The 25,650-nt window shown below is 66.5% G+C and carries 26 protein-coding genes; 19 read left to right on the top strand and 7 right to left on the bottom strand.

The window, feature by feature from the left end:
* Positions 1-15: 15 nt before the first annotated feature.
* Positions 16-1,104 carry a heat-inducible transcriptional repressor HrcA gene (hrcA, locus tag PKE75_RS04115; protein ID WP_271167429.1) on the bottom strand — a complete coding sequence of 363 codons (1,089 nt, stop codon included), beginning with the start codon at positions 1,102-1,104 and terminating at the stop codon, positions 16-18.
* 120 nt (positions 1,105-1,224) lie between these two features.
* On the opposite strand from hrcA, the gene rph reads away from it, so the two are divergent.
* The 8 genes from rph to PKE75_RS04075 all read left to right on the top strand — a co-directional run bounded on the left by rph (position 1,225) and on the right by PKE75_RS04075 (position 11,333).
* Positions 1,225-1,938: a ribonuclease PH gene (gene rph / locus PKE75_RS04110; protein ID WP_271167649.1), complete on the top strand. Its 714-nt coding sequence runs from the start codon at positions 1,225-1,227 to the stop codon at positions 1,936-1,938.
* A gap of 8 nt (positions 1,939-1,946) precedes the next feature.
* A complete protein-coding gene (gene rdgB / locus PKE75_RS04105) occupies positions 1,947-2,609 on the top strand; it encodes an RdgB/HAM1 family non-canonical purine NTP pyrophosphatase (RefSeq protein WP_271167428.1) in 663 nt (220 codons plus the stop codon).
* Positions 2,606-3,754: a radical SAM family heme chaperone HemW gene (hemW, locus tag PKE75_RS04100; protein WP_271167427.1), complete on the top strand. Its 1,149-nt coding sequence runs from the start codon at positions 2,606-2,608 to the stop codon at positions 3,752-3,754. Before rdgB ends, hemW begins: the two co-directional genes overlap by 4 nt.
* 74 nt (positions 3,755-3,828) lie before the next feature.
* Positions 3,829-4,053, top strand: a complete 225-nt coding sequence (locus tag PKE75_RS04095; RefSeq protein ID WP_271167426.1) for an AbrB/MazE/SpoVT family DNA-binding domain-containing protein — start codon at positions 3,829-3,831, stop codon at positions 4,051-4,053.
* Between the two features lie 9 nt (positions 4,054-4,062).
* Positions 4,063-4,443, top strand: a complete 381-nt coding sequence (locus PKE75_RS04090) for a type II toxin-antitoxin system death-on-curing family toxin (RefSeq protein WP_271167425.1) — start codon at positions 4,063-4,065, stop codon at positions 4,441-4,443.
* 79 nt (positions 4,444-4,522) lie between these two features.
* Complete coding sequence (mutS, locus tag PKE75_RS04085) at positions 4,523-7,153, top strand: DNA mismatch repair protein MutS (RefSeq protein ID WP_271167424.1); 2,631 nt, start codon at positions 4,523-4,525, stop codon at positions 7,151-7,153.
* Positions 7,154-7,272: 119 nt separating this feature from the next.
* Positions 7,273-10,086 (top strand): [protein-PII] uridylyltransferase, encoded by a 2,814-nt coding sequence (locus PKE75_RS04080; RefSeq protein ID WP_271167423.1) that lies wholly within the window; start codon positions 7,273-7,275, stop codon positions 10,084-10,086.
* Between the two features lie 164 nt (positions 10,087-10,250).
* On the top strand, positions 10,251-11,333 hold the full coding sequence (locus PKE75_RS04075) for a fatty acid desaturase family protein (protein ID WP_271167422.1): 1,083 nt from the start codon (positions 10,251-10,253) through the stop codon (positions 11,331-11,333).
* Between the two features lie 120 nt (positions 11,334-11,453).
* On the opposite strand, the gene PKE75_RS04070 is transcribed toward PKE75_RS04075, so the two are convergent.
* Positions 11,454-11,669: a hypothetical protein gene (locus PKE75_RS04070; RefSeq protein ID WP_271167421.1), complete on the bottom strand. Its 216-nt coding sequence runs from the start codon at positions 11,667-11,669 to the stop codon at positions 11,454-11,456.
* Between the two features lie 313 nt (positions 11,670-11,982).
* Between PKE75_RS04070 and PKE75_RS04065 the strand changes: the two genes are divergently transcribed.
* Positions 11,983-12,279 carry a hypothetical protein gene (locus tag PKE75_RS04065; RefSeq protein WP_271167420.1) on the top strand — a complete coding sequence of 99 codons (297 nt, stop codon included), beginning with the start codon at positions 11,983-11,985 and terminating at the stop codon, positions 12,277-12,279.
* A 338-nt stretch (positions 12,280-12,617) separates the two neighbouring features.
* Positions 12,618-13,640: a fatty acid desaturase gene (locus PKE75_RS04060; protein WP_271167419.1), complete on the top strand. Its 1,023-nt coding sequence runs from the start codon at positions 12,618-12,620 to the stop codon at positions 13,638-13,640.
* Between the two features lie 266 nt (positions 13,641-13,906).
* Here the strand turns inward: PKE75_RS04060 and PKE75_RS04055 are convergent, their stop codons facing one another.
* Positions 13,907-14,083, bottom strand: coding sequence for a hypothetical protein (locus PKE75_RS04055; protein WP_271167418.1), 177 nt, complete (start codon positions 14,081-14,083; stop codon positions 13,907-13,909).
* A 186-nt stretch (positions 14,084-14,269) separates the two neighbouring features.
* Between PKE75_RS04055 and PKE75_RS04050 the strand changes: the two genes are divergently transcribed.
* Complete coding sequence (locus tag PKE75_RS04050; protein WP_271167417.1) at positions 14,270-15,298, top strand: glycosyltransferase; 1,029 nt, start codon at positions 14,270-14,272, stop codon at positions 15,296-15,298.
* Between the two features lie 103 nt (positions 15,299-15,401).
* Here the strand turns inward: PKE75_RS04050 and PKE75_RS04045 are convergent, their stop codons facing one another.
* Positions 15,402-15,698, bottom strand: a complete 297-nt coding sequence (locus tag PKE75_RS04045; protein WP_271167416.1) for a hypothetical protein — start codon at positions 15,696-15,698, stop codon at positions 15,402-15,404.
* Here PKE75_RS04045 and PKE75_RS17900 point away from each other — a divergent pair.
* Positions 15,693-15,998, top strand: a complete 306-nt coding sequence (locus PKE75_RS17900) for a winged helix-turn-helix domain-containing protein (protein ID WP_428979102.1) — start codon at positions 15,693-15,695, stop codon at positions 15,996-15,998. The genes PKE75_RS04045 and PKE75_RS17900 overlap by 6 nt on opposite strands.
* Positions 15,999-16,025: 27 nt before the next feature.
* On the opposite strand, the gene PKE75_RS04030 is transcribed toward PKE75_RS17900, so the two are convergent.
* On the bottom strand, positions 16,026-17,003 hold the full coding sequence (locus tag PKE75_RS04030) for a tripartite tricarboxylate transporter substrate binding protein (protein WP_271167415.1): 978 nt from the start codon (positions 17,001-17,003) through the stop codon (positions 16,026-16,028).
* 326 nt (positions 17,004-17,329) lie between these two features.
* On the opposite strand from PKE75_RS04030, the gene PKE75_RS04025 reads away from it, so the two are divergent.
* On the top strand, positions 17,330-17,473 hold the full coding sequence (locus tag PKE75_RS04025; protein WP_271167414.1) for a ribosome modulation factor: 144 nt from the start codon (positions 17,330-17,332) through the stop codon (positions 17,471-17,473).
* Between the two features lie 85 nt (positions 17,474-17,558).
* On the opposite strand, the gene PKE75_RS04020 is transcribed toward PKE75_RS04025, so the two are convergent.
* Together PKE75_RS04020 and PKE75_RS04015 are read right to left on the bottom strand one after the other, a co-directional pair.
* Positions 17,559-18,191 (bottom strand): ANTAR domain-containing response regulator, encoded by a 633-nt coding sequence (locus PKE75_RS04020; RefSeq protein WP_271167413.1) that lies wholly within the window; start codon positions 18,189-18,191, stop codon positions 17,559-17,561.
* 54 nt (positions 18,192-18,245) lie between these two features.
* Positions 18,246-19,379: a transporter substrate-binding domain-containing protein gene (locus PKE75_RS04015; RefSeq protein ID WP_271167412.1), complete on the bottom strand. Its 1,134-nt coding sequence runs from the start codon at positions 19,377-19,379 to the stop codon at positions 18,246-18,248.
* Positions 19,380-19,968: 589 nt separating this feature from the next.
* Between PKE75_RS04015 and PKE75_RS04010 the strand changes: the two genes are divergently transcribed.
* The 6 genes from PKE75_RS04010 to PKE75_RS03985 all read left to right on the top strand — a co-directional run bounded on the left by PKE75_RS04010 (position 19,969) and on the right by PKE75_RS03985 (position 25,629).
* Positions 19,969-21,372: a hypothetical protein gene (locus tag PKE75_RS04010; RefSeq protein WP_271167411.1), complete on the top strand. Its 1,404-nt coding sequence runs from the start codon at positions 19,969-19,971 to the stop codon at positions 21,370-21,372.
* Positions 21,373-21,389: 17 nt separating this feature from the next.
* A complete protein-coding gene (locus PKE75_RS04005) occupies positions 21,390-21,716 on the top strand; it encodes a hypothetical protein (protein WP_271167410.1) in 327 nt (108 codons plus the stop codon).
* A gap of 82 nt (positions 21,717-21,798) precedes the next feature.
* Complete coding sequence (locus PKE75_RS04000; protein WP_271167409.1) at positions 21,799-23,511, top strand: FtsZ/tubulin family protein; 1,713 nt, start codon at positions 21,799-21,801, stop codon at positions 23,509-23,511.
* Positions 23,512-23,631: 120 nt separating this feature from the next.
* Positions 23,632-24,639, top strand: a complete 1,008-nt coding sequence (locus PKE75_RS03995) for a CobW family GTP-binding protein (RefSeq protein WP_271167408.1) — start codon at positions 23,632-23,634, stop codon at positions 24,637-24,639.
* 6 nt (positions 24,640-24,645) lie between these two features.
* Positions 24,646-25,023 (top strand): (2Fe-2S) ferredoxin domain-containing protein, encoded by a 378-nt coding sequence (locus PKE75_RS03990; protein ID WP_271167407.1) that lies wholly within the window; start codon positions 24,646-24,648, stop codon positions 25,021-25,023.
* A gap of 393 nt (positions 25,024-25,416) precedes the next feature.
* The gene (locus PKE75_RS03985; RefSeq protein ID WP_271167406.1) at positions 25,417-25,629 is read left to right on the top strand and encodes a CbtB-domain containing protein; all 213 of its coding nucleotides are present in this window, start codon (positions 25,417-25,419) and stop codon (positions 25,627-25,629) included.
* Positions 25,630-25,650 lie beyond the last annotated feature (21 nt).

The following is a 25,650-nucleotide window of genomic DNA, read 5'->3' as shown; positions in this document are numbered from 1 at the left end:
AGGATCAGAGGCGCATCACCCCTGCTTGAGCAGGCTCCCCACCATCTTTGCGGTGTAGTCGACCATCGGCACGATACGGGCGTAGTTCAGCCGCGTCGGGCCGATCACGCCCAGCACGCCGACGATCTTCTTCTCGTCGTCGCGGAACGGGGCCGCGACCATCGAGGAGCCGGAGAGCGAGAACAGCTTGTTTTCCGAGCCGATGAAGATGCGCACCCCGTCGCCGGTCTCGGCCCGGCCAAGCAGGTCTATGACCTCCTTCTTGCCCTCGAGGTCCTCCAGCAGCAGGCGGATGCGCTCGAGGTCCTCGAGAGCCTTCAGGTCCTCGAGCAGGTTCGCCTGTCCTCGGACGATGAGCTGACGTGGCTGGCCGGCGGACACGCCAGCCCAGCTCGCCAGACCCGCCTCCACCACGCGCGTCGAAAGCTCGTCCAGCTCGCTCTGCGCCGAGTTCAGCGCGTCCTCGATCGCCGCCCGCGCCTCCCCGAGCGTCCGGCCGCGCATCTGGGCGTTGAGGAAATTCCCCGCCTCGACGAGGGCCGATGACGGCAGGCCCTTGGGAAGCGCGACGATGCGGTTCTCCACCGAGCCGTCCTCGCCGACGATGACCACCAGCGCGCGCTCGGGGTCGAGCGCGACGAACTCGATGTGCTTGATCGCGGGATCGAGCTTGCTCGCGACCACGACCCCCGCGCCGCGCGACATGCCGGAGAGCATCGTGGAGGCGTCGGTCAGAATCTCCTCGACCGAGCGCGAGCGGTTCGACGCGCTGACCTGCCGCTCGATCACGCTCCGGTCGTCGGACGATAGCTCGCCGATCTCCATCATGGCGTCGACGAAGAAGCGGAGGCCGAGCTCCGTCGGCAGTCGGCCGGCGCTGGTGTGCGGCGCGTAGATCAAGCCAAGCACTTCGAGATCGGCCATCACGTTGCGCACCGAGGCAGGCGACAGAGCGACGGACAGCAGCCGGGAGACGTTGCGCGAGCCGAGCGGCTCGCCGGTGGTGAGGTAGCTGTCGACGATGCGGCGGAAGACCTCGCGCGACCGCTTGTCGAGTTGCGTGAGGCCGATGGTCAGCTCGGAGATCGGGCGTTCTATGGACATCTCTGGATTCGGCGCGACTTTGACGACCGCGTCAACAGTTGATGACCGCTTGCAGCTTGGGGCCCGTGGGGGCAGAAGGGGCGCCGTTCCCTGCAAAACCATTGCGAGCATCTGATGTCGATCCGTCCGTCGAAACGCGCCCCCGACGCCATGCGACCCGTGTCGCTGGAGCGCGGCGTCGCGCGCTATGCGGAAGGCTCGTGCCTTGTGAAGTTCGGCGAGACGCATGTGCTGTGCGCGGCGAGCCTCGAGGACAAGGCGCCCGGATGGCTGCGCGGCCAGGGCCGCGGCTGGGTGACGGCGGAATACGCCATGCTGCCGCGCGCGACGCACGAGCGCACCCGGCGCGAGGTGACGAGCGGCAAGCCGTCGGGCCGCACCCAGGAAATCCAGCGCCTGATCGGCCGCTCGCTCCGCGCGGTCGTCGACCTCAAAATGATCGGCGAGCGCCAGATCACCGTCGACTGCGACGTTCTGCAGGCCGACGGCGGCACGCGCACCGCTTCGATCACCGGGGCCTGGATCGCGCTGCACGACTGCCTCGCCTGGATGAAGGCGCGCGACATGCTGAAAGGGCCGGCGCTGAAGGACCACGTCGCGGCCGTCTCCTGCGGGATCTACAAGGGCGAGCCGGTGCTCGACCTCGACTACGCCGAGGATTCCTCCGCCGAGACGGACGCGAACTTCGTCATCACCGGCTCCGGCGGCATCGTCGAAGTCCAGGGCACGGCCGAAGGCGCGCCATTCTCCGAGGAGGAGCTGCTGCAGCTGCTCGCGCTCGCCAAGACCGGGTGCGGCGGCCTGGTCGAGCTGCAGAAGCTCGCGGTCGCGTAAAACCGCTCATGACCGGCTTTCCCCCGCTCGGCCCCCGGCTCGTCGTCGCAACTCACAACGCCGGCAAGCTCCGCGAATTCCGCGAGCTGCTCGCGCCGTTCCCGCTCGAGCTGGTCTCGGCTGGCGAACTCGGACTGCCGGAGCCGGAGGAGACCGGCACGACCTACGCCGAGAATGCGCAGATCAAGGCCGACGCGGCCGCCGCCGCGTCCGGGCTTCCCGCGCTCTCCGACGATTCCGGTCTGGCGGTGCAGGCCCTCTGGGGGGCGCCGGGCATCTTCTCCGCCCGCTGGGCCGGCCCCGACAAGGATTTTCCGGCCGCCATGCGCAGGGTCGAGGAAGATCTTCAGGATCGCGGCGCTGTCGCCCCGGCCGACCGCCGAGCGGCCTTCGTCGCGGCGCTGTGCCTCGCCTGGCCTGCGGGCGAGACTCTCGCGATCGAAGGCTCGGTGGCGGGCGTCATCGTGTGGCCGCCCCGCGGAAGCCTCGGCTTCGGCTATGATCCGATTTTCCTGCCCGACGGTCATCACCGCACCTTCGGCGAGATGACCGCTGACGAAAAGCATGGCGTCTCCTGGGACGCGCAGGGGCGCGCCGACGGCCTCTCGCATCGCGCGCGCGCCTTCGGCGAGCTGATGGCGGCGCTGTTTCCGGGAGGGCCGCCGAGATGAGCGAGCCGGCCTTCGGCGTCTATGTCCACTGGCCGTTCTGCGCGGCGAAGTGCCCGTATTGCGACTTCAACAGCCATGTCCGCCGCGCCGAGGTCGACCAGTCGCGTTTCCTTGCGGCCTATGTCCGCGAGATCGGCCACATGGCGGCGCTCGCGCCGGGGCGGCGGGTGGAGAGCGTGTTCTTCGGCGGCGGCACGCCCTCGCTGATGAAGCCGGAGACGGTCGCCGGAATTCTCGACGCCATCGCCGGCGCCTGGGACGTCTCGCCCGACGCCGAGATCACGCTCGAAGCCAATCCCACCAGCGTCGAGGCCGAGCGCTTTCGGGGCTATCGCGCAGCCGGCGTCAACCGCGTCTCGCTCGGCGTCCAGGCGCTCAACGGTCCCGACCTTGCGGCGCTCGGCAGGCTTCACACTGTCGACGATGCGCTCACGGCGCTTGCGCTCGCGACCTCGATCTTTCCGCGGTCCTCGTTCGACCTGATCTACGCCCGGCCCGGACAGAGCCCCGAGGCGTGGCGCGACGAGCTTATCCGCGCGCTCGACTACGGCACCGAGCACCTGTCGCTCTATCAGCTGACGATCGAGGAAGGCACGCCGTTCTTCGCGCTCCACCAGGCCGGCAAGCTGAAGACGCCCGACGAGACCACCGGCCGCGCGCTGTGGGACGTGACGCAGGAGGTCTGCGGCCATGCGGGACTGCCGGCCTACGAGATCTCGAACCACGCGCGGCCGGGCTGCGAAAGCCGGCACAATCTCGTCTACTGGCGCTACGGCGAATATGCCGGCATCGGCCCCGGCGCCCATGGCCGGCTGGTGGTGAACGGCGCCCGCCGCGAGCTCGCGACCGAGCGTAATCCCGAGCTCTGGGCCGCCGCGGTCGAGGCCGACGGCGCCGGCCTCGTCGTGGACGAGGCGCTCAGCATCGAGGCCCAGGCCGACGAGTTCCTCGTCATGGGCCTGAGGCTCACGGAGGGCATCGACCTCGCCCGCTTCCATCGGATCTCCGGCCGGAGGCTCGACGGCCGCCGCATCGATGACCTGACGATGGACGGCATGGTGGAGCGGGTCGGCCCCGACCGACTTCGCGTGACGCCGGCCGGCTTCCCGGTGCTCGACGCCGTGGTGGCTGATCTCGCGAGCTGAAGGAAGCAGGCCTTGTCGCGGTCGGTCAATGTCGCTTATGTTAGTACGAATGTAAGTACGGCGGAGCATATTCCATGGTCGCCCTCAAGCTCAGCAAGCACGGCAATTCGACGGGAGTGGTGCTCCCCAAGGACGTGCTCGCCCGGATGAAATTAGCCGCGGGTGATACGGTCTATCTGACCGAGACGCAGGACGGTTACCGGTTGACGCCTTATGCGCCAGAGTTCGAAGAACAGATGGCGGTGGCTCGGCGCATCATGAAGACGCATCGGGACGTTCTACGCGAACTGGCCAAATAGGCCGACGCCTTGCCGGTCTGGGTTTCGCTGGATGTCGTTCTGGCGCTGCATGGAGAGCAGGTCGCGGAGCACGGCGGCCGCGCAGGCCCGGTCGACCTGGGCGCTCTGGAAGCGGCGTTGCATCGGCCGGAGAATTTGCTTCATTACGGCCCACCGGACCTGGCCGCTCTGGCTGCGAGCTACGCTTACGGTCTCGCCAAGGACCACGCGTTCGTCGACGGAAACAAGCGGGTCTCGTTCGTGGTCACCTATGTCTTCCTTGAGCTCAACGGATACGATCTCTCGATCGCAGGCGTCGAAGCCGTGTCGCTGTGGTTGGGCCTTGCCGGGGGCGCGGTCAGCGAAGCTGAGTTGGCTGTGAAGATCCGGTCCGCCCTTGTCGCTCGATGACGTGGTCGCCGAGCCGGGACGCCAACCCTTGACCGTACCTTCCAATCCTCCTGTACCGCCCCCGGCGCCGCCCACGCCGATGATGGCGCAGTACATCGAGATCAAGAACGCCAATCCGGACAGCATCCTGTTCTACCGGATGGGCGACTTCTACGAGATGTTCTTCGACGACGCCGAGGTCGCGAGCCGCGCGCTCGGCATCGCGCTGACGAAGCGCGGCAAGCACCTCGGCGAGGACATCCCGATGTGCGGCGTGCCGGTCGAGCGCGCCGACGACTACCTCCAGCGACTGATCCAGGCCGGCCACCGCGTCGCGGTGTGCGAGCAGACGGAGGATCCGAAGGAGGCGAAGAAGCGCGGGGCGAAATCGGTCGTCCGGCGCGACGTCATCCGGCTGGTCACGCCCGGCACGCTGACCGAGGACGCGCTGCTCGAGCCGCGCCAGGCCAACCTGCTGGTGGCGATCGCGCGCGGCCGATCAGCGGCAGGCGGCATGGCGTTTGGCATAGCCTCCGTCGACGTCTCGACCGGCGCCTTCGCAGTGTCCGAAGTCGCGGCCGAGGGTTTAAGCGCAGCGCTTGCGCGGCTCGACGCGGCCGAAATCCTCGTCCCCGACGCGCTGATAGAAGAGCTCGGCCCGCCGCTCTCTGAGACCCGCGCCGCCGTCACGCCCGTGGGTCGCGACCTCGTCGACCCCGCGCGTGCGGAAGCCCGCCTCGCCGCGCATTTCGGCGTGGCGACCACCGAGAGCTTCGGCGCGCTGACGAAGCCGGAGCTGACGGCGGCCTCGGCCATCGTCGGCTATCTCGAACGCACCCAGCTCGCCAGCCGCCCGCCGCTGTCGAGGCCGACGCGGGAAGGCCGCGGCGCGGTGATGGAGATCGACGCCGCGACGCGCGCCAATCTCGAACTGGTGCGGCGCCTTTCGGGCGAGCGTGAGGGCAGCCTGCTGGACGCGGTCGATTCCTGCGTCACCGCCGGCGGATCGCGGCTGCTCGCAAGCCGGATCGCCGGCCCTCTGCTCGACCCCGCGGCGATCGCCGCCCGGCACGACGCCGTCGCGGCCTTCGTCGAAGCCCCCGACCTCAGACGGAGCGTCCGCTCGGCTCTGTCCTCGGCGCCCGACCTCGCCCGCGCCGCCCAGCGCGTCGCATTCGGGCGCGGCGGACCGCGGGATCTCGCTGCGATCCGCGACGCGCTTGCGGCGGCGGAAGCGCTGGCGAGCAGGCTCGGGACGATCGACGACGCGCCTGCCGAGATCGCCTCGATCGCGGCCGCCCTCGGCGCGGCCGACCATGCGCTCGCGCGCGAGCTGGCCGAGACGCTCGCCGACGAACTGCCGCTGCTGAAGCGCGACGGCGGCTTCGTCCGCGCGGGCTGCGACGGGGAGCTCGACGCCACGCGCGCCCTGCGGGACGAAAGCCGCAAGGTGATCGCACAGCTCCAGCAGGCTTACGCCGAGGCGACCGACGTCCGGACGCTCCGCATCAAGCACAACAACGTGCTGGGCTATTTCATCGAGGTTCCGCAGGCCCATGGCGAGCGGCTCGTCAAGCCGCCGCATGTCGAGACCTTCGTGCACCGCCAGACGATGGCCGGCGCGATGCGCTTCACCACGACAGACCTCGGCGACCTCGAACGCCGCATCGGCGAAGCCGCAGGCGCCGCGCTCAAGCTGGAGCTCGATGCGTTCGAGCGGCTGGCGGCGCGGGTCGCCGAAAGCTGGGCCTCGCTCGCCGCCTGCGCGGCCGCGCTCGCGGCGCTCGACGTCACCGCCGCTCTCGCAGAGGTGGCGGTCGCCAAGGCTTATGTCCGGCCGCATGTCGACGACAGCCTCGACTTCCGCCTCGAAGGCGCGCGCCATCCCGTGGTGGAGACGGCGCTGCGCGCGTCCGGCAAGCCGTTCGTTCCGAACGACGCCGACCTCTCGGCGCCGGACGGCGGCGGCGGGCTGATCCAGCTCGTCACCGGCCCGAACATGGGCGGCAAATCGACCTATCTCCGGCAGGCCGCGCTCTGCGCCGTGCTGGCGCAGGCCGGCGCCTTTGTGCCCGCGACGGCGGCCCATATCGGCGTCGTGGATCGACTGTTCAGCCGCGTCGGCGCCGCCGACGACCTCGCCCGCGGCCGGTCGACCTTCATGGTCGAGATGGTCGAGACCGCGGCGATCCTGAATTCCGCCGGTCCGCGCTCACTGGTCATCCTCGACGAAATCGGCCGCGGCACCGCCACCTTCGACGGGTTGTCGATCGCCTGGGCCGCGATCGAGCACCTGCACGAGGTCAACCGCTGCCGCGCGCTGTTCGCGACGCATTTCCACGAGCTGACTGCGCTCGCCCGCCGCTTGCCGCGCCTCCGCAATGCGACGGTGCGGGTGGCGGAGTGGAAGGGCGAGGTCTTGTTTCTGCACGAGGTCGCGGCCGGGATCGCCGACCGGTCCTATGGCATCCAGGTCGCCAAGCTTGCGGGGCTGCCGAATTCGGTGGTGAGACGGGCCAAGGCCGTGCTCGACGAACTCGAGGCCGCCGACCGCGCCTCGCCGGTCGAGCGCATGATCGACGACCTGCCGCTGTTCGCCGCCGCCCGGAAGCCGCCGGAGCCCCAGGCCGACGCCGCCGTCGAGGCGCTGGACGCGATCGATCCCGACGCCCTGACGCCGCGCGAGGCGCTCGAGGCGCTCTATCGGCTGAAGGCTTTGCGCAAGGACTGACCTTCCGCGAAAGCAGACGCTTCGCGGTCGATCTCGCAAGGCGTCCATGGCGCCTTAACCGCGCGACCCTTATGTTGCGCTGCCCTGCCCTAACGATCCGCCTGATCTTGCGAGCGCCAATGTCCACCGTCCGCCAACGCCTGCGCGCCTCGCGCACCAGCCGGGAGATCGTGGACCGGGACGCGATCGTCGAAGCGCTGGCCGCACTTGCGCGCAAGCATCGCGGCGATTCGAACGCGCTCAGGCTCGCGGTGGTGGCGAGCCTCAAGCGGACGCTGGCCGAAGGCCGTGAGACCGCCCGGCTCTGGCTGAACGAAGACGGCGCGGGCACGGCCTGCGCGGAGCGCCTCTCGGCGCTGATGGACGGGATCATCTCGGCGCTGTTCATCCACGCCACGACCGAGCTCTATCCCCGCGTCAACCCGTCGTCGGGCGAGCGTCTCGGGGTGGCGGCGGTCGGCGGCTACGGCCGCGGCTCGATGGCGCCGGGATCGGATGTCGACCTGCTGTTCCTGCTTCCCTACAAGCAGACCGCCTGGGGCGAGAGCGTGGTCGAGGCCATGCTCTATACGCTGTGGGACATGGGGCTCAAGGTCGGTCACGCGACGCGCTCGATCGACGAATGCATTCGCCTGTCGCACGCCGACATGACGATCCGCACCGCCGTTCTGGAGGCGCGCTACGTCACGGGCGACGAGGCCCTGGTCGACGAGCTCATCCGACGCTTCGACGCCGAGGTGATCGAGGGCACGGCGGGCGAGTTCGCCGCCGCCAAGCTCGCGGAGCGCGACGAGCGGCTCGGGCGCGCAGGCGCCTCGCGCTACCTGGTCGAGCCCAACGTCAAGGAGGGCAAAGGCGGCCTGCGCGACCTCAACACGTTGTTCTGGATTGCGAAATACGTCTACCGCGTTCGCGACGTGAACGAGTTGGTGGGGGTCGGCCTGTTCTCCGCGGCGGAGCTCCGACTGTTCAAGAAGTGCGAGGATTTTCTCTGGGCGGTCCGATGCCACCTTCATTTCGTGACCGGCCGGGCGGAGGAGCGCCTGTCCTTCGATCTGCAGCGCGAGATCGCGGTCGCGCTCGGCTACACCGAGCATCCCGGCCTCCGCGACGTCGAGCGCTTCATGAAGCACTACTTCCTGGTCGCGAAGGACGTCGGCGACCTGACCGCGATCCTCTGCCATGCGCTGGAGGAGCGGCAGCAGAAGCCGAAGCCCAAGCTCGACCGCTTCCTCACCCGCTTCCGCAAATCGGCGCGCCGCAGCACGCCGAAGGAGAGCGAGGGCTTCGTCATCGAGGCCGACCGCCTCAACGTGCGCGACGACCAGGTCTTCGCGCGCGATCCGGTCGAGCTGATCCGCTTCTTCCGGATCGCGGACGCGCACGGCCTCGCCTTCCATCCGGACGCGATCCGTCTCGTCACCAGGTCGTTGAAGCTGATCGACGGCGCCCTGCGCGACAATCCCGAGGCGAACGCGCTGTTCCTCGAGATCCTGACCTCGCGCCGCAGCCCTGAAAAGGTGCTGAGGCGGATGAACGAGACCGGAGTGCTCGGCCGCTTCATCCCGGATTTCGGCCGCGTCGTCGCGATGATGCAGTTCAACATGTACCACCACTACACGGTGGACGAGCACCTGCTGCGCGCGGTCGGGGTCCTCGCCGAGATCGAGGCGGGAGCTGCGGCCGACAGTCATCCGCTCGCGAACAAACTGGCGCCGACGATCCGCGACCGGGTCGTCCTCCATGTCGCGCTGTTCCTGCATGACATCGCCAAGGGGCGCCCCGAGGATCACTCGATCGCCGGCGCCCGGATCGCCCGCAGGCTCTGTCCGCGCCTCGGCCTCAGCCCCGCGCAGACCGACACCGTGGCCTGGCTGATCGAGCAGCACCTCACGATGTCGATCGTCGCCCAGTCGCGCGATCTCTCCGACCGCCGCACGATCGAGGATTTCGCCAAGATCGTGCAGAGCCCCGAGCGGCTCAAGATGCTGATGATCCTGACGATCTGCGACATCAAGGCGGTCGGTCCCGGGGTCTGGAACGGCTGGAAGGGCCAGCTGCTGCGCACCCTCTACTGGGAGACGGAGCTGGTGCTGACCGGCGGTCACTCCACAGGGGACCGCCGCAGCCTCGTCGAACACGCCAAGGCCGATCTGCGCGCCCGGCTGCAGGACTGGAGCGACGCCGATTTCGAGGCCTACGCCCTGCGGCATTACGCTCCCTATTGGCTCAAGATCGAGCCCGAGCGCGCGGCGCGCCACGCCCGCCTGCTGATCGGGGCGGACGCCGGCGGCGAGAAGCTCGCCACCGAGGTCTCGACCGACGCGTTCCGCGGCGTGACCGAGCTCACCGTGATCGCGCCCGACCATCCGAAGCTGCTTTCGGTGATCGCAGGCGCCTGCGCGGCCGCCGGCGCCAACATCATGGACGCCCACATCAATACGACCACCGACGGCTTCGCGCTCGACGCCATCTTCATCGGCCGCGCCTTCCCCGACGACGAGGACGAGCTCCGCCGCGCCCGGCGGATCGCGACGAGCGTCGAGCAGTCCCTGCGCGGAGAGATTCGCCTCTTCGAGATCGTCGCGAACCGCAACAAGGCGACCGCGCGCGGCAGAACCCGGCCGTTCGAGATTCCGCCGGAGGTCAACGTCACCAACGCCTGGTCGGACCGGCACACCGTGGTCGAGGTCGTCGGCCTCGACCGCCCCGGCCTGCTCTACGACCTCACCGACGCCATCTCCAAGCTCAACCTCAACATCGCCTCGGCGCATGTCGCGACCTTCGGCGAGCGCGCCGTCGACGTGTTCTACGTGACCGACCTGATGGGCGCGAAGATCGCGGGCCTTGGCCGGCAGAACGCCATCCGCTCGAAGCTGAAGGCCGCTCTCGAGATCGACGAGAAGACCCATGCCGCGGCGAAGGCGAAATAGCGCCGCCGCAATCCAAGACCCTTCCTTCGCAACGCTCCGTTGCATTTCGTGAGCCCGCCGGCGCTCGCGCTGGCCGGTGGGCGGTGGTATTCTGCCGCCTCAATATCGGCGCTTCTCCAAGAGAGAATGGCGCGTCCTCCACGAGACCGATGGAAACGACCGTCTTGTCAGTCGAAACCCTCACCGCCGACCCGCAGTCCGAGCGCCAGCTCGCCGGAGCCGCCTACAAGCTGACGGCGGACCTCGCCAAGGCGCGGCCCGCGATCTACTGGGCCGACCTGATCGCGACCACGGCGGTGGCCTATGCGAGCTTCGCAGGCGCCCTTCTTTTGCCGAACGCGCCGCTGCGCTCGATCTCCTTCGTGCTCGCCGTGCTCGCCTTCTACCGGGGGATCAGCTTCATCCACGAGGTCAGCCACCTGCGCGCGCAGGACGTGCCGGGCTTCAAGGCGGGCTACAACGTGCTGATCGGCGTGCCCTATCTCGTGCCGTCGCTGATGTATGAGGGCGTGCACAATCAGCACCATTCCAAGTCGCGCTACGGCACCGTCCTCGACCCCGAATACATGCCGCTCGCCCGCCAGACGGTGTGGCATGTGATCGGCTTCATCGCTGTTTCCGCGCTCGCCCCGCTTGGCGTGCTGCTTCGCTTCGGCGTGCTCACGCCGCTCGCGGCCGTCATCCCGCCATTCCGCAAGATCGTCGTCGAGCGCTTCTCGGCGCTCGCCATCAACCCGCAGTTCAGGCGCGACATGCCGACCGCGGCCCAGCTGCCGCTCTGGCTGACGCTGGAGGCCGCCTGCTGGCTCTGGGCGACGGCCTTCGTGTGGCTGACGGTGTTCGGCGTGATCCCGTGGCGCGTCTTCCTCACGGCGCTCGCTCTGGGCTCAACGGTCGCCGTGCTGAACCAGGTGCGCACGCTCGCCGCCCATCACTGGGAGAACGACGGCGACGAGATGACCTCGACCGGTCAGTTCCTTGACTCGGTCAATGTACCGCCGCCGGCGACGCTCCCGATGCTGTGGGCCCCGGTCGGCCTGCGCTACCATGCGCTGCATCACCTGCTGCCGCGTCTGCCCTACCACAATCTGGGCGCCGCCCACGCCAGGCTGCTCGCCGCGCTGCCGGCGACCTCGCCCTACCACAAGGGCAACCACGCAGGCTTCTGGGCGGTGACTAACCGTCTGCTGGGCGCGATCCGCGATCGGCGCCGCGCCGACGCCGTCGAGATCGTCCCGGGCGAATAAGGTTTCGGGGCGCGCAAGGCGGCCTTCTCGGCAAGCCGCTGGCGCTATCGCCAGGGCGCGCAGCGTCTCATCGCGCTTTCGTCGACCTCCCAAGCGCCGCTCGACGGATGGACGCAGGGCTTAGGCCGCCGACTTCGATGGCCGCGCCGAAGCCATGTCCTCGGCGCGCGCCATCAGCTCGAGCCGGTCGATCGGCAGCACCGTTCCCTCGCTCGATACGATCCTCAGATCGGGATGCGCCTCACGTTCCCTCGCCGCGACCTCGAGCGCCTCCCTCGCGGTGCGGGCGTGATGGATGCGGCGGCGGCCGTCTTCGGTGATGATGTTGTAGGGCATGCCTTCCTCCTGTTTTGCGATGTTATGGCGCGCCGCTCGGCGGCGGAAAGCCGGTTGTGCGCAAGCGGCTCATTCGTTGAAAGTCTCGCAGCTACGACGGCCGAGACAACTGAAATGCGTTCGCGTTCATGATCGGGCGAGCCCGCAGCCTCGCTGCGCTATCGCATAAGGAATAATAAACTTGACGGCCTCACCTCAAAGAGTCGGACTTCTACTCTAAAGGGAGGAGGAGGCGATGGTGCGTCATAGACCATATGTTATTCTTATTTCGTCAATATTATTTTTCGCACCGTCACTTGCTTCCGGTTCGTCGTTGACCGAGGGCCGGGACTACGACGTCGCCGATGTGCAGGCCCAGAACGATGACGGGCTGCATGTCATCGCATCGGTCCGGACCAACAATACGCGGATCAACAGCACATCGAGCATCACCGTCACCGACAACGGAAAGGTGATATTCGGCCCGGCGACCCGGGAGGACTCGGCGTGGGCCGAACGGATCGCGGCGCCGGGCAAGGGGCTTCACGCCCTGCGCGCGGAGTGCGGCCACACCAACTCCACCCCGGTGTTCTGCCGCCTGGAGACCGACCAGCGACATGCGGGGCCCTGAGCGATCTCCCGGCCGGTCCGACCCCTAAGACGTCACAATGGCCGCTTCGACGTAAGGGGCGCGCAGTCCCCCGGGGCTCCCGATCCCGCTCGGCCCCATGGCCACCCTGAAAGGGCGGCGGCCAGTATGATGAACTTGCGCGCGGCCATCACCAAAACGTTCGGCGTCTAAACAACCTGACCGCTCAGGAAAATGCTAGGAGTCGACGTCGCCTCGTGTTTCAGGCGCATTCGCGCGATAGCCTGCTCTCGCAGAAGGGCCGCCGGACCACCGCGCGCCCTCGATGATCCGATTTCTTCAACGCTGGCCGCCCTCGGCGCAGAGAAAGCGATTGCGCCATGGCGGCGGATGACAGCCGGCCCGTCGGATTGGACGCAAGCGCGCTGCGGCGGACGCTTCGGGCCTACCAGAGGCCGAACATGGCGCGCAGCCTCTACGAGGTCGGCCTGACCGTCGCGCTGTTCGCCACGGCCTGGGCGGTCATGGCCGTCGCGCTGCGCTACGGCCTGGTGTGGGTCTATCTCCTGATGATCCCGCCGGCCGCCGGTCTGCTGGTGCGCCTCTTCATGGTTCAGCACGACTGCGGGCACGGCGCGTTCTTCGCCAACCGATCGGCGAATGACTGGATCGGCCGCGCCATCGGCGTGCTGACCCTCACGGACTACGATCACTGGAAGCGCAGCCACGCCGTGCATCACGCGACGTCGGGCAATCTCGACCATCGCGGCGTCGGCGACATCGATACGCTGACCGTCGCGGAATATCGGGCGCGCTCGGCCTGGGGACGCTTCCGCTACCGGTTCTACCGCCACCCCGCGGTCATGTTCGGCCTCGGACCGGCCTATGTCTTCATCCTGCAGGGCCGGCTTCCGGTGGGTTTCATGCGCAAGGGGCGCGCGCTCTGGCTCAGCACCATGACGACGAACACGGCCATCGCCTTGCTGGCGGCTCTGATGGCGTGGACCGTCGGGGCCGGGGCGTTCTTCATGATCCAGCTACCCGTCGTGGCGCTTGGAGCCTCGGCCGGCGTCTGGCTGTTCTTCGTCCAGCATCAGTTCGACCGAACGCATTGGCGGATCGATGACGACTGGGATTCCTCCGAAGCGGCGCTTTACGGCAGTTCGCACTATCATCTGCCGGCTGCGTTGCGATGGCTGACGGCGAACATCGGCGTCCACCACGTCCATCATCTGTCGAGCCGCATTCCCTTCTATCGTCTGCCTGACGTGCTGCGGGACATCCCGGAGCTGCGCGACGTCGGTCGGCTGACTCTTCTCCAGAGCCTGAAATGCGTTCCGCTGACCCTTTGGGACGAGAACAGCCAGAGGCTGATCTCGTTCAGAGAGTTTCGCGCGGCGTAGCAGCGGCCGCTCCAGGAACGCTGGGGTCTTAAATGAGAGCCCGATCCTGAAAAGCTCAAGGCGAGCGCTCTTTCTCTTCACAACGTCGGGTCTCGCCGCCAGAAAAGAGCGGGCGCGGAGGCCCGGGTCCTCCACGCTGCTCGTCGCACGACGCGGTCTGGCGTCGATCTTCGCCATAAGCCGCCGTCCGGGCTCTGTCCTTTCGACCTGACAATATCGTGATGCGAGCTCTGACGCGCCGAGCTCCCGCTCCCCGACCTGGCGCATCACCGCATCGCCTTTGCGCGTCCGGCTGACCGCAGACCACCCCGAATTTCGGCCAGCTCGCCTGTAACGCCATGGATCGGCGCGCCGCCCGGAAGAGTTTCAATGAACTGGAAGTCCACCGATTCGCCGTGATCACGAAGCTTCGTCATGGCGACGCCGTCGTCGCTCGCCGCCATCTACAAGAGAACGAGCGCTGCAGCCGCCGGCGACAGCCGACAGTCCCCAAGAACGGTCCAGCCCGAAGCGCATGACGCTTCGCTCGATCTTCGCCGCAAGAAAAGCCGGCTCGATGCTCTTGACGCATCGCTATCCGCTATCGAAAGTTGTGGTCTACCTCGTTCCAAGGTGAGACGGCCGGCGCAATGCAGATTCCCTTCGGCCGCTTTCTCAAGAGCGATCACCCGATCATCAAGCGCTGTCGGAGGGTAACACGGTCGGTATACAATCTGGCGCCAAGGCGTTTCAGGCCGGACAGTGCGAAGGCGCCTCCAAAAAGGAACGCGATCGTCGGAATTATTCGATTTTCAGTCCTCTCAACAACTTACAATCCATTCAAGATCTCTAAGAACCTTCCGATAGAGTCATACTTCTCATATATACTTGACGAGAAGAGACTACATCAAAGACTGGTGCTCCTTAAGAGCATATGCCTTTCGTCTCTCGATGCACAGACCGATAAAGACTTCAAAATACTGATAGTCGCGCCATCCCTGCTACCGAGATCGTTCAAGTCCAAGTTACGCAGGATCTGCCGGTCGCGGGATTATCTGAAAGTGACTTTTGTCAGCGAACAAAATTTTAAGATGAGCGATCTGTCGTCTCTGATCTGCCAGAAGATGATCACCAGCCAGGATGCGTTTGGCACATTCCGGATCGACGACGACGACGCTGTCTCTCAGGATTTCATCGCGAACCTCAGGCGATACGTGCGTCCCGAGCATGACGATTTCTGCATCTCGCTCTGTAAGGGATATATTCTTGACATCGCTCAGACCGCCGAGACGGTGGGCCTGAAGGCCGTCATCGCGCCGAACGCCAGCGTGGGTCTGGCCTACATCTCCACGCGTTCGAACCCGCGAACCATCTTCGATGTGTCGGATCGGCACGTTTTTATGCATAAGCGTCGGCCGGTCATTCAGGACGCCACGAAGAACGCCTTCGTTCAGACGACGCATGGCGGGAACGACACTGGAACGCGCCGGGCCGTTCGAGGGCGGGCGTTCGGCGCCAAACGCGCCACGAAGCTGCTTCGAAAGCTCGGCTTCCACGTGCGCCTTGATAAGCTCTCCAGGCAGCTCGCGATTATCGAACAACGCGCTTCCGCGGCGCCCGAGACCGACCTCGTCGTGTTTCCGGTCGACAACCGGATGCTGGCGCAAGCCGCATCATAGATCGCCCGCCGCGATCTGACCGAGGACGGACAGCGGACGACATCGCGGCGTCCGCGGCGCTGAAGCCGGGGCTCAGCGCGGCGTGCGCCCGGAGGCTCGCCCTTCAGTATCCCGTGTGCCGCTGGATCGGGGCGGCGGCCGCCTGGAAACGGGGCGCGTCGCAGCGCTTGATCGTCGAAGCCCTCTGAACCGCGTCCTGTTCGGCCTTCAGCCGAAGCTTTTCCTGCTGCGTCTGAATTGTCGCCAGCGCCGCACTCAGGCGGAGGCTTTCCTCGCCGAGCCGCCCGCACGAATAGCCTTCGAGCCCTGACTGGCTGGCGGAGAATGGTGCGGCGCCGTCAGGCGATCTGGCGCACGCCGTCAGGCTGAGCGCGGCGGCCACGATCACGACACGATGCATAGAGACTCCCCAGGGCCGCACGAGCGAATTAAGGCGGACGAACGAGCAACTCGAGGCGCTGAACGAGCAGCGCTCGCGATTTCTGGCGACGTCAGCCATGAGCTGAGGACGCCGCTCACTGTGCTGCGCGGCGAAGCCGACGTCTCGCTGCGGGGCGAGAGCCGGGATGCGTCCGACTATAGCCGCACGAAGGTCGCGGACGTCTATGTCCGCTATCTCCGTCGCAAGCTGGGCGATGACGAAGGCGCGATGATCCGGACCCTCTGGGGAGTCGGATACATGCTGACCAAAGACGGATGAGGGCGTTCAGCGCCGTTCCCGATCCGGTCAGTCGATCTGGGCGCCTGAATCCGCCACGTTGGGCGCCCACTTCGCGAGCTCCTTCGTGACATGCGCGGCCAGTTCGTCGGGCGTCGAGCCGACGATGACGGCGCTCGCATCCGAAAGCTTCGCCTTCACCATCGGGTCGTTCACGGCCGCAACGCCGGCGTCGTGCAGCTTGTCGACGATCTCCTTCGGGGTTCCGGCCGGGGCGAACAGCGCGTTCCACGAGTAGGTCTCGTAACCCGGGAGCGTCTCGGCGATCGTGGGGATGTCTGGCTGGCTCGGCGCCCGCTGCGCGGTCGTCACGCCCAGCGCGCGCAGCCTCCCGGCCTTGATGTGCTCGACCGAGGACGGAAGGTTGTCGAACTGGATCGGCACCTGCCCCGCGATCACGTCCACCAGGGCCGGACCGGAGCCCTTGTAGGGGATGTGGATGAGCTTCACGCCGGCGAGCTTCTCGAACAACGCGCCCGAAAGATGCAGCGGCGACCCGTTGCCGGACGACGCGTAGGCGTATTTGCCCGGCTCTTTCCTGGCGAGTTCGATCAGCTCCTTGACCGATTTCGCCTCGAAGTTGGGGTTGACCGTCAGCACGTTCGGGACGTTCACGAGCAACGTGACCGGCGCGAAGTCCTTCTCCGCGTCATAGGCCTTCTTCTTGTAGAGCGCCGGGTTGAGCGCATGGGTGGCGACCGTCCCCATCAGGATGGTGTAGCCGTCAGGCGCGGACTTCGCGACCGCGGCGGCGCCCAGGTTTCCGCCTGCGCCGCCGCGGTTCTCGACGATCACCTGCTGCTTCAGCGCGTCGCTCATCTTGGCGGCGACGAGTCGAGCCACGAGGTCGGTGGAGCCGCCGGGCGCGAACGGCACGATCATGACCACGGGCCGGGTCGGGTAATCAGCCGCGAACGCCGCCGGCGCCGCGAACGCGAGCCCCACCGCGCCGACGATCCGCGCCATGGCGGACAGCAACTTGATCATGGCGTCTTCCTCACCCTTGGAGGTCCCGTCGCCTTCTGGCGATCGTCGTCTGTTGGCGGCGGAGCCGCAGCGGCTGAAAGTCTGGCACGCGGCGCCGCCTTGGTCGACCGCTCCGATGGTCCAGACTGAGGCGCCGCCGACCGTCGGCGAGACCGGCTCCACGCCTGGCCGGGCCGGGTCCGGAATGCATGAAACGCGGAAGCACGCCGCCCGTGCGGCGCCCCGATCTCCCGCAAATGGTCGCAGAAAGCGCAGACGGGCCGGAGATGCCGACGCGCCGCGATCGGATTTCCTATATAGAACACAGCAATCGCAGGAGATGAGCGTTGAACGGTATCGAAGAAGAAGGCCGCGAGGCCTACGCCGCGGGCGTCGAGATGCGCCGCTGTCCCTATAAGGACGTCGCGAGACGCGACGCCTGGCTGAAGGGCTGGATGGAAGCCCGCCGGGTGTCGCGGGTGCCTGGCTAGCGTCGCCGCCAAGCCCTAAGCCGCCGATTGCGCGCCGCGCGGGAGCGCGACGCGCCTTCCTCCGCTATCGGCTCCTCGCGCGGTTCTAGCTGTGCGAGGGCTCGTCGCTCAGGATCTCCGATGACGAGACGATCGCCGCAGCGACCGCGCTGACGGGCACCCGCCTCGCCATCGCCTGACTCCGCATGACGGCGTAAGCCTGCTCCGCGTCCAGGGCCCGTACCGCCATGAGGATGGATTTGGCGTGTTCGATCGTGCGCGTCGAGCGCAGATTCTCCTCGAGCCGATCCACCTTGTTGCGGAGCCGCTGCTCGTAGCGGAACTGGCTTCGCGCCATGATCAGGCTCGCCCGTATCGCATTCGCGGTGAAGGGCCGCGCCAGCACCGCGTCGGGCGTCGCGGCTTCGAGCGCCTCCGATCCGAAGGAGTCGGTCTGAGGCAGGATGGCCACGAGCGCGGCTTGCGCCTCGCCGATAGGCCACGGGATGCGGAGCGACAGATCATCGGAGTAGTCGCAATAAATCACGTCCGCCTCGACCGGCAGGGAGCCGCCCGACGGCCAGACGTGCCGCACCCTCAAACGCAGGCGCTGAAGCTCCCGGACGAGGAAGCTTCCCTGATCGTCGAGCGCCGTGACGACGATGACGTCCAGATCATTGGCTTCGCGAGCCTGAGCAGCGTGCATGGGGCCGCCCTGCCCCGTTCGATCAAAATCCATCATGGGTCTCCACGCGCGCCGGCGGATCGCTCGTCTCGAACGTCCGCCGCGGCGTCATGCCTTGAGTTGAGCCGGCTCGGCGCAGATCATGAAGGGGTCGGCCTGCACCGGCGTCCGCACCTCACGCAACAGCGTGAACTGACCTCGTCGGTTCGCCCGCCCTATCCGCGTCCAGAGATCGGTATGCCCTGACGCCGGGTTGATCCGCACGCGCCCTTGAGGCGCATCGAATGTCGACCCCAGCACGAGCGGCCTCAGGTCGTCCGTCGCAAGCGAATTCGTCTTCTCGAGCGCGCGCGCGAACAGATGGACCTGAAAATAGGCTGCTTCGGCGCATGCGTTGGTCGAAGCCTCGCCAAAACGCTTCTTGAACCCGTTCACGAAGGCGGTGTTGGACGGGCTTTCGATGCCGGCGAAGTAGCATGCAGCGGTGATGTGCGCCTCGCCGACGTCGAATCCCATCGCCTCGATCTCGGCCTCGGTCGTCGTCAGGCTCGCGATCGGCATCCGCGTCGGATCAAAGCCGGCGTCGGCGTAGGCTTGATAGAGGAAACTCGTGCCCTCCCCGACGACAGTGGAGAAGATCACGTCGGCGCCGACGTCCTCGATGTCCCGCATGATTGGCGTGAAATCCTGGCGTCGGGCGCGGATTCCAACGTAGCGCTCGCCCACGACGGAACCGCCGGCGCCCGCGAGAAACTCCCTCACGAGGCGGTTCGATCGGCGCGGATACACGTAGTCGGATCCTATCAGGTAGAACCGCGGCCCGTAGGTCTGCATCATAAAGCGGCAGAGTTCGGAGCTGTTCTGGTTCGGAACCGCCCCGGTGTAGATCACGTTCGGCGAATACTCGAAGCCTTCATAGGGCGTGGGATACCAGAGCAGCCCGTTGAGGCGCTCCATCACCGGGATAATCGCCTTCCGGCTCGCCGAGGTGTAGCAGCCGAAGATCGACGTGGCGCCGTCTTCGACGATCAGCTTCTTGGCGAGGTACGCGTAGGGCACGCTTCCCGCGCCCGGATCGTAGACGATCGGACGGATCTCTCGGCCGCGAACCCCGCCCGCGGCGTTGATCTCCTCGATCGCCATGAGCGTGCCATGCAACTGGGTTCGCTCGATGTCGGCCGTGCATCCCGTCTGGGAGAACAGCACACCAACCTTCCAAGGAGCTTGAGTCGTCTTGCGCATGGCTGATGTCTCTCAATCGTCGCAATCCAGGGCTCAATCGGGTCGTTGGTCTAGAACCTCTCAGGCGCTCACAGATTTCCCCATGCCGCGGAGCCGACCATAGGGCGCCGTTACGGCGGGCGCCGCAAAATGCTCGACGCCGCCGTTTCATAAAGTCAGGTTGGCGGACACTTTGCAAATTGCATACCGACGCAGGGAGATTTGGCCGCGCCCGCGTCAGGCGCTCCTAAATCATGCGCGAACCATAGGCGCCGAGCGGCCTTGTTGCGCAAAATTGCGGCCGACGCTCCCGTTGACAAGGCGCGCAGCTGTCTTCTACCGTTCCATCGCGGCAATAAAGCCACACTGACATCGGCATAAAAGCCCTCGAATTTTTCGCGATCTCGCGAAAAATCGGGGGTTTTTGCGTTTCCGGCAGTTTTCTTGGTCGACGCTGAAGCATTGCTGGATTTCCGGATCCTGCGAAAGGACAGTCATGTCTTTATCAATGGAAGAAAAACTGAAACGGCGAAAGCTCGATGCTTTGCGTCGTGGCGTTCACCGCGTCGGGAATGAAGAACGGATTCCGTTTTGCGTAAATTTGGTCGGCGTGGGCAAGGCGGGCGCCGACATCGTCGCGGAAGTATTGCGCACGCTGCCGTCGACCGGTCCGAAGATGTCCGCGCTCGTGATCGACATCGGCGATCAGGACCTCGATGGCGTTCGCGAGGCGGCCAGGGGGCTGCCGGCCGATCGCGCGGACGTCGAAATCATCGAGCTGGCGGCTCCGTCCCGCAGCGAACTCCTGGACGCTTTGGGGCGCTACCCGGAGTTTCTGAAGCTTGAATACCCGATGGCCCACGGGACGCCGGACGCGACGGCTTGGCTCCCATCGTCAATCGGGGATCCGCAGCCTGCGGGGGGCGTCGCCCGCGCTTACGCCAAGGCCGTTTACGGCCGCGCCTATTATGACGGCGAACGGAGTTTGAAGTCTGCGCTGAGCCGGTTCGGGGCCAGGGTCGAAGCGAGCCGGGCGCAGTCGATCGTCTGCACCGTGTTCGGCATGGCCGGCGGCGTCGGCGGCGGCATGATCGTCGACCTCGTCCGCCACCTGTCGAACGTTGTCTTCGGTCGGCAGGCCCTGATGGTCGGCCTCGGCGTCCTGCCATGCGCCGGCGATGCGCTGATGCAGGGCGGCGCGGCGATGTATCCGCTGTTGAACGAACTCGACTGCTTCGGCGACGAGGGCAAGAACCAGGGCGTCGTCACCGCCTGCGGCGAGCTCTTCCGAAACCCGTTCACCGCCGGCCTTCTGGTGGTGCCGCAGCAGCATGTCTGGGAGAGCACGGGCGACCTTGCGGCCACCCACGAGCGAGTGACCAGCGAGATCGCCTCGCTGCTCACCGCGAGGGGCGGCGCCAATCTCTGGGAGACGCTGCGGTTGCTCAATTGGGTCGCAGCGCCCTCCACCCAGCATTCCGCGGCGCGCACGCCCTGGGGCCCGAAGTGGATCCACATGCTGGGCTTCGCCGACGGCGTGGAGGGCGCTATCCCCCTGGATCCCACTCTCCCATCGCGGCTGGGCCTTCTTCCGACCTTTCAGCCGGAGTTCATCGAGCTCCGCGTCGCCGCCCCCGACGCGCCGGAGGCCGCAGCCGACGCAGCAGCGCTCGAGGCGGCGTTCTCGCCCGATGTCCCTCCGCAGGTGGCGGGCGGCGGGCGCAAGGGCTCGGTGCAATTCATCCTGCCGTCGATCGCCAAGACCGACCTCGACCTCTTCTACACGGCGCGCGACGCCTACGACGCGACGGACGAGAGCGAACGGGCGCTCGATCACGCGCTTCTGCTCGAGCGGGGCGTGCTTCTCAGCGAGCCCTCGACCCGCCTCGAAGGCATGGCGGGGGCCAGTCTGCCCGGCAGCGACGGATGGATCGCCGTGCCGTTCGACGACCTGAGGGGCGGACCCAGGCCGGCACCGCAAGAGGGCGACGCTCGCCCCGCCCACGCCGCCTGATCGCTGGAGATCGCAGGATGCCGCTCGATTGGTCGAAGGTTATGGAGAAATACGGAGCGGGCGCGAAGGTGACGACAATCACCGGCGGCAAGTTCCTACAGATTTCGCGGGCGACCGACGAGGCGATCTACATCGAATCCCCGATCTGGACCGCACGGCTCGCAAGAGAAGATCTCGAGAAGGGCGTCAGCCTGATCGACGACGGCACAATATCGACGGACCCGGGGCTCTTCGTCGAAGACTACATGCTCTACGTCTCGAACAATCGGGCGACGTCCGTCGCGCACATCCTGAGAGATCTCGGATTCCTGGATCTCACGGAAACATTCTCGATCAGATGCTGATCGTCACGAAGTCAACGGGCGTCGACACGCACCGCGATCACGCCGCGTAACGCCGCACAGCCAGCCACAGCAGGAGAACATGATGTCCGCATCTCTCTACCACAGTGCGACAGGCGTCCAGGCGCCGCACTGCATGCACGTCGTCGGCATCGGACGCACGGGCGCCGCCTATGTGGAGGCGCTGTTGCGCACCGGCGAGATCGAGGATCACCTCGCCGATCCCCGCGCGACCTTCGCCGCCCTCGTCGTCGACATCGGCGATCAGGACATGGGGCTCGCGCAGGACTACGCCGCCGCCTTCATCAAGCGCCTGGAATCCCGCGGCATCCCCAGCGACCGCTTCCTGTTCCAGTCGGTCGCCCTGCCCGTGCCGGAGAAGGAAGAGTTCTTCGAGGGCATGAACCGGACCCGCGAGTTCCTGAAGCTCGAGTATCCGCGCTATTACTGGAATCCGAACTTCGAATCGTATGTTCCGAAGAAATACGAGATGCCGAAGGCGGGCGAGCACTTCCCCCGCGCGGTGGCGAAGGGCATCTACGCCAACGCCTACTATGCCGGCGACCGCCCGATGGACGCGGCGCTGCGCAAGTTCGTCGACCACATCGAGAAGGCCGGCCTGCCCTCGCTGGTGACGGTCTGCTTCAGCATGGCCGGCGGCACCGGCAGCGGCATGGTCGTCGACCTCGCCCGCCATCTGTCGAACGTGAAGCTCGGGCGCCGCATCCCGGTGATCGGCGTGGGTCAGCTGCCGCACTCGGGCGATCCTGAGACCTACAAGGACAGCCCGGCGCTCTACACCACGCTGAACGACCTCGACTGCATGCTGGACGACGACAAGAACGCCGGCGTCACCGCGGTCTGGGGCGACCTCTACCGCAGCCCCTTCACCGGCGGCTTCTTCGTCGTGAACCCCGAGCAGAGCTGGCAGCGGCTGACGGCCTACACCACGACGGGCGAGGCCCCCATCCGCCAGAGCTTCAAGGAGATGGTCACGAACCGCTTCGTCGCGGATTCCTTTATGCGCTTCGTCGTCGCCGACAACGGCCGCGACCTGTTCCGGGCGCTTCGTCCCGCGGGCCTGACCGGGGCGCCGCACGAGACGGTCAGCTCCAAGTCGCGGAGCTGGACGCTGTTCGACGTCGCCAAGCTCACCCATCCCGGCGTGCAGGTCCTTCCCGGCGAAGCCCCGTCGAAATGGGAGGCCGTCGTCAACCAGTGGATCGACTTCGTGCCGAAGTACGACGGCCTGAGGGACGGCTTCAAGACCGACTACGCCGAGGTCCTGATCTATGGCTCTCGCAACATGCCGATGGAGGATATCGCCAAGACCTTCCGGGAGGTCGTCTCGAAGAAGTACATGCTCGACTCGGAATCGTCGCTGCATGTCTCTACGCACGAGTTCTTTGACGCGCTGACCTCCTACGCGAACGTCATCCTGCCGGGAGTGGCGAAGACCGATCTCGAAGCGTTCTGGAGCAGCCAGAAAGTCTATGACAAGCTGTCCTGGGAAGAGAAGCTCAACGAGCACGCCTGGCTGATCGACATCGGACCCATGCTGTCTGAGCCGGCGATCCGCTTCGAAGGCATGGCGGGCGAGTGCATCTGGGGCTGCGCCTGCTGGGTGGTGGTCCCCTACGACCAGTTGCGCGGCGACAAGCTGCCGCCGGCGAACCGAAAGATCATCATGGAGGAGGGCATCGCCGCGATGACCAAAACCGTGGTGGCGACGCCGGGCGGCGCAGCGACGAAGCGGAAGAGCAAAGCGCCCCAGGCCGAGCCGGTCGCGGCCGAGTAGTCCGCCGCGCCGGCCGGATCCCGACATCGTCGGATCCCGGCCTGAACAGATGGGCGGGCGGACCCAGCGGTCCGCCCGCCATTCCTCACAGCGCTCCCGCTGTCACGAAGGCATTGAATCATGGCGTCCACCCCAACTATCCCCGGCAAGGCCGATCGCATTCCGGCCACCGTCGTCACGGGTTTCCTGGGATCCGGCAAGACGACGCTCATCAACCGCATTCTCCGCGAGGATCACGGCAAGAAGCTCGCCGTCATCGTCAACGAGTTCGGCGAGATCAGCATCGACGGGCAGCTCGTGGTCCATGACGACGCGCAACAGCTCGTGGAGTTCAACAACGGCTGCCTATGCTGCACGGTGCGGGGCGATCTGATCGACACGCTGAGCCGGCTTCAGGAGCGAGCCGGCACGCTCGACGGTATCCTGATCGAGACGACCGGGCTCGCCGATCCGGCGCCGGTCGCGTCGACCTTTTTCGTGGCCGACGAGGTCAAGGCCGCCATTCGCCTCGACGCGTTCGTCACCGTCGTCGACGCGGTCAACCTCGAGGCCAATCTCGCTCAGAGCAACGAGGCGGTCGAGCAGGTCGCCTTCAGCGACGTGATCCTCGTCAACAAGGCGGATCTCGTGACGGAAGAGCAGCTCGCGGCGATCGAGGCGCGCATCCGCAAGCTCAATCCGCTCGCCACGCTCCACCGCACGACGAACGCCGAGATCGACATCGCGAAGGTCGTCAACGTCGGCGCCTTCGATCTCGTGCAGAAGCTTGAGGTCGATCCCGAGTTTCTGGGGGACCACGAGCACGAACACGATCCTTCGGTCGGCTCTTTCGTGCTGGAGGAGACCCGGCCGATCGACATCAACCGCTTTGCCCTCTGGATGAACGCGGTCGCGCAGGAACGCGGCGACGATCTCTACCGCACGAAGGGCATCTTCAACGCGCAGGGATTCAACGAGCGCCTCGTCTTTCAGAGCGTGCGCATGCTGACGACGATGCGCCAGGACCGTCCCTGGGGCGGGAGCGAGCAGCGCATGTCGCAATTCGTGGTGATCGGCAAAAATCTCGACCGGGCCGAGTTCGCCGAAGGTTTCGGACGCTGCGTCGTCCGCTCCGCCGACGCCGCTTGAGCCGGGATGACGACGTCGCCGCCGGCGCCATCGGTTTCTCCGGGAGACGGAGAGCCGCTTTACCGCGTCCATGTGTTCTGCTGCAGCAACGAACGGCCCGAGACGCATTGGCGCGGCTCCTGCGCCGGCCGCGGCAGCCGGCGATTGTGCGACTATATGTGCCGCCTCGGCATGGCGCTCGGCGCGCGGCGCGTTCGGATCAATCATGCCGGATGCATGAACGTGTGCGAGCACGGGCCGGTGATGGTGCTCTACCCGGAGGGTGTCTGGTACCGATACGAGACGGAGACGGACGTCGAGGAGATCATGCGCAGCCACGTCTTGGGGGGCGTGCGGGTCGAACGCCTGGTCCTGTCGATCGATCCCGCGACTCTCCACGGCTGAACGGCGGAATGGCCCGGCCGCCCCATTGGTCTTGTTCAATTGGCCGGGCGGACCGCCTTCGCCCGCGAGGACAAGCCTCCAGAACCCTGGCCGGCCAAAACGCTGCACAATACAGAGGCGCAAAGATTAAAATTGCCGCACAATGCGATCTGGCAAGATTTTCTGTCAGGGGACGCGCTCCTTTCCTAGTTCATAGCCCCCGCGATATTGAATTAATCGACCAGAGCCATTGACAGCGGCGGCGCGTCATTCATAATCCCAAATTGGCAGCATCGCCAATTGACATACGGCACAAAAGCCCTCGGCATTTTCGCGCATAGAGCGAAAACGCGAGGGCTTTTTGCGTTTCGACTTAACCTCTGGAACTTCACCGATGACTCGAGGATCTCAACCATGACAGCAGCGGTTCTCTCGCCCTCCGCAAAGCCCGCGGCCATCCCGGTCGGAGACGCCCTCCCGTGGGCGGTCTTCGCGGGGCTGCTCCTGTTGCTGGCGATCTACTTCTTCGGCGCCGAGGGTGGCGTCACCTCGATGAGCGGAAACGGCGCGCTCGTCCATGAGTTCCTCCACGATGGCCGCCATCTGCTGGGCTTCCCCTGCCATTGACGGCGCTGACGTGACCGGCGC

It is taken from the genome of Hansschlegelia plantiphila (assembly GCF_027922265.1).
Taxonomy (GTDB): Bacteria; Pseudomonadota; Alphaproteobacteria; order Rhizobiales; family Methylopilaceae; genus Methylopila; species Methylopila plantiphila.
The sequence above is the reverse complement of the archived record's forward strand: the minus strand, read 5'-3'. Positions and strand labels throughout refer to the sequence as shown.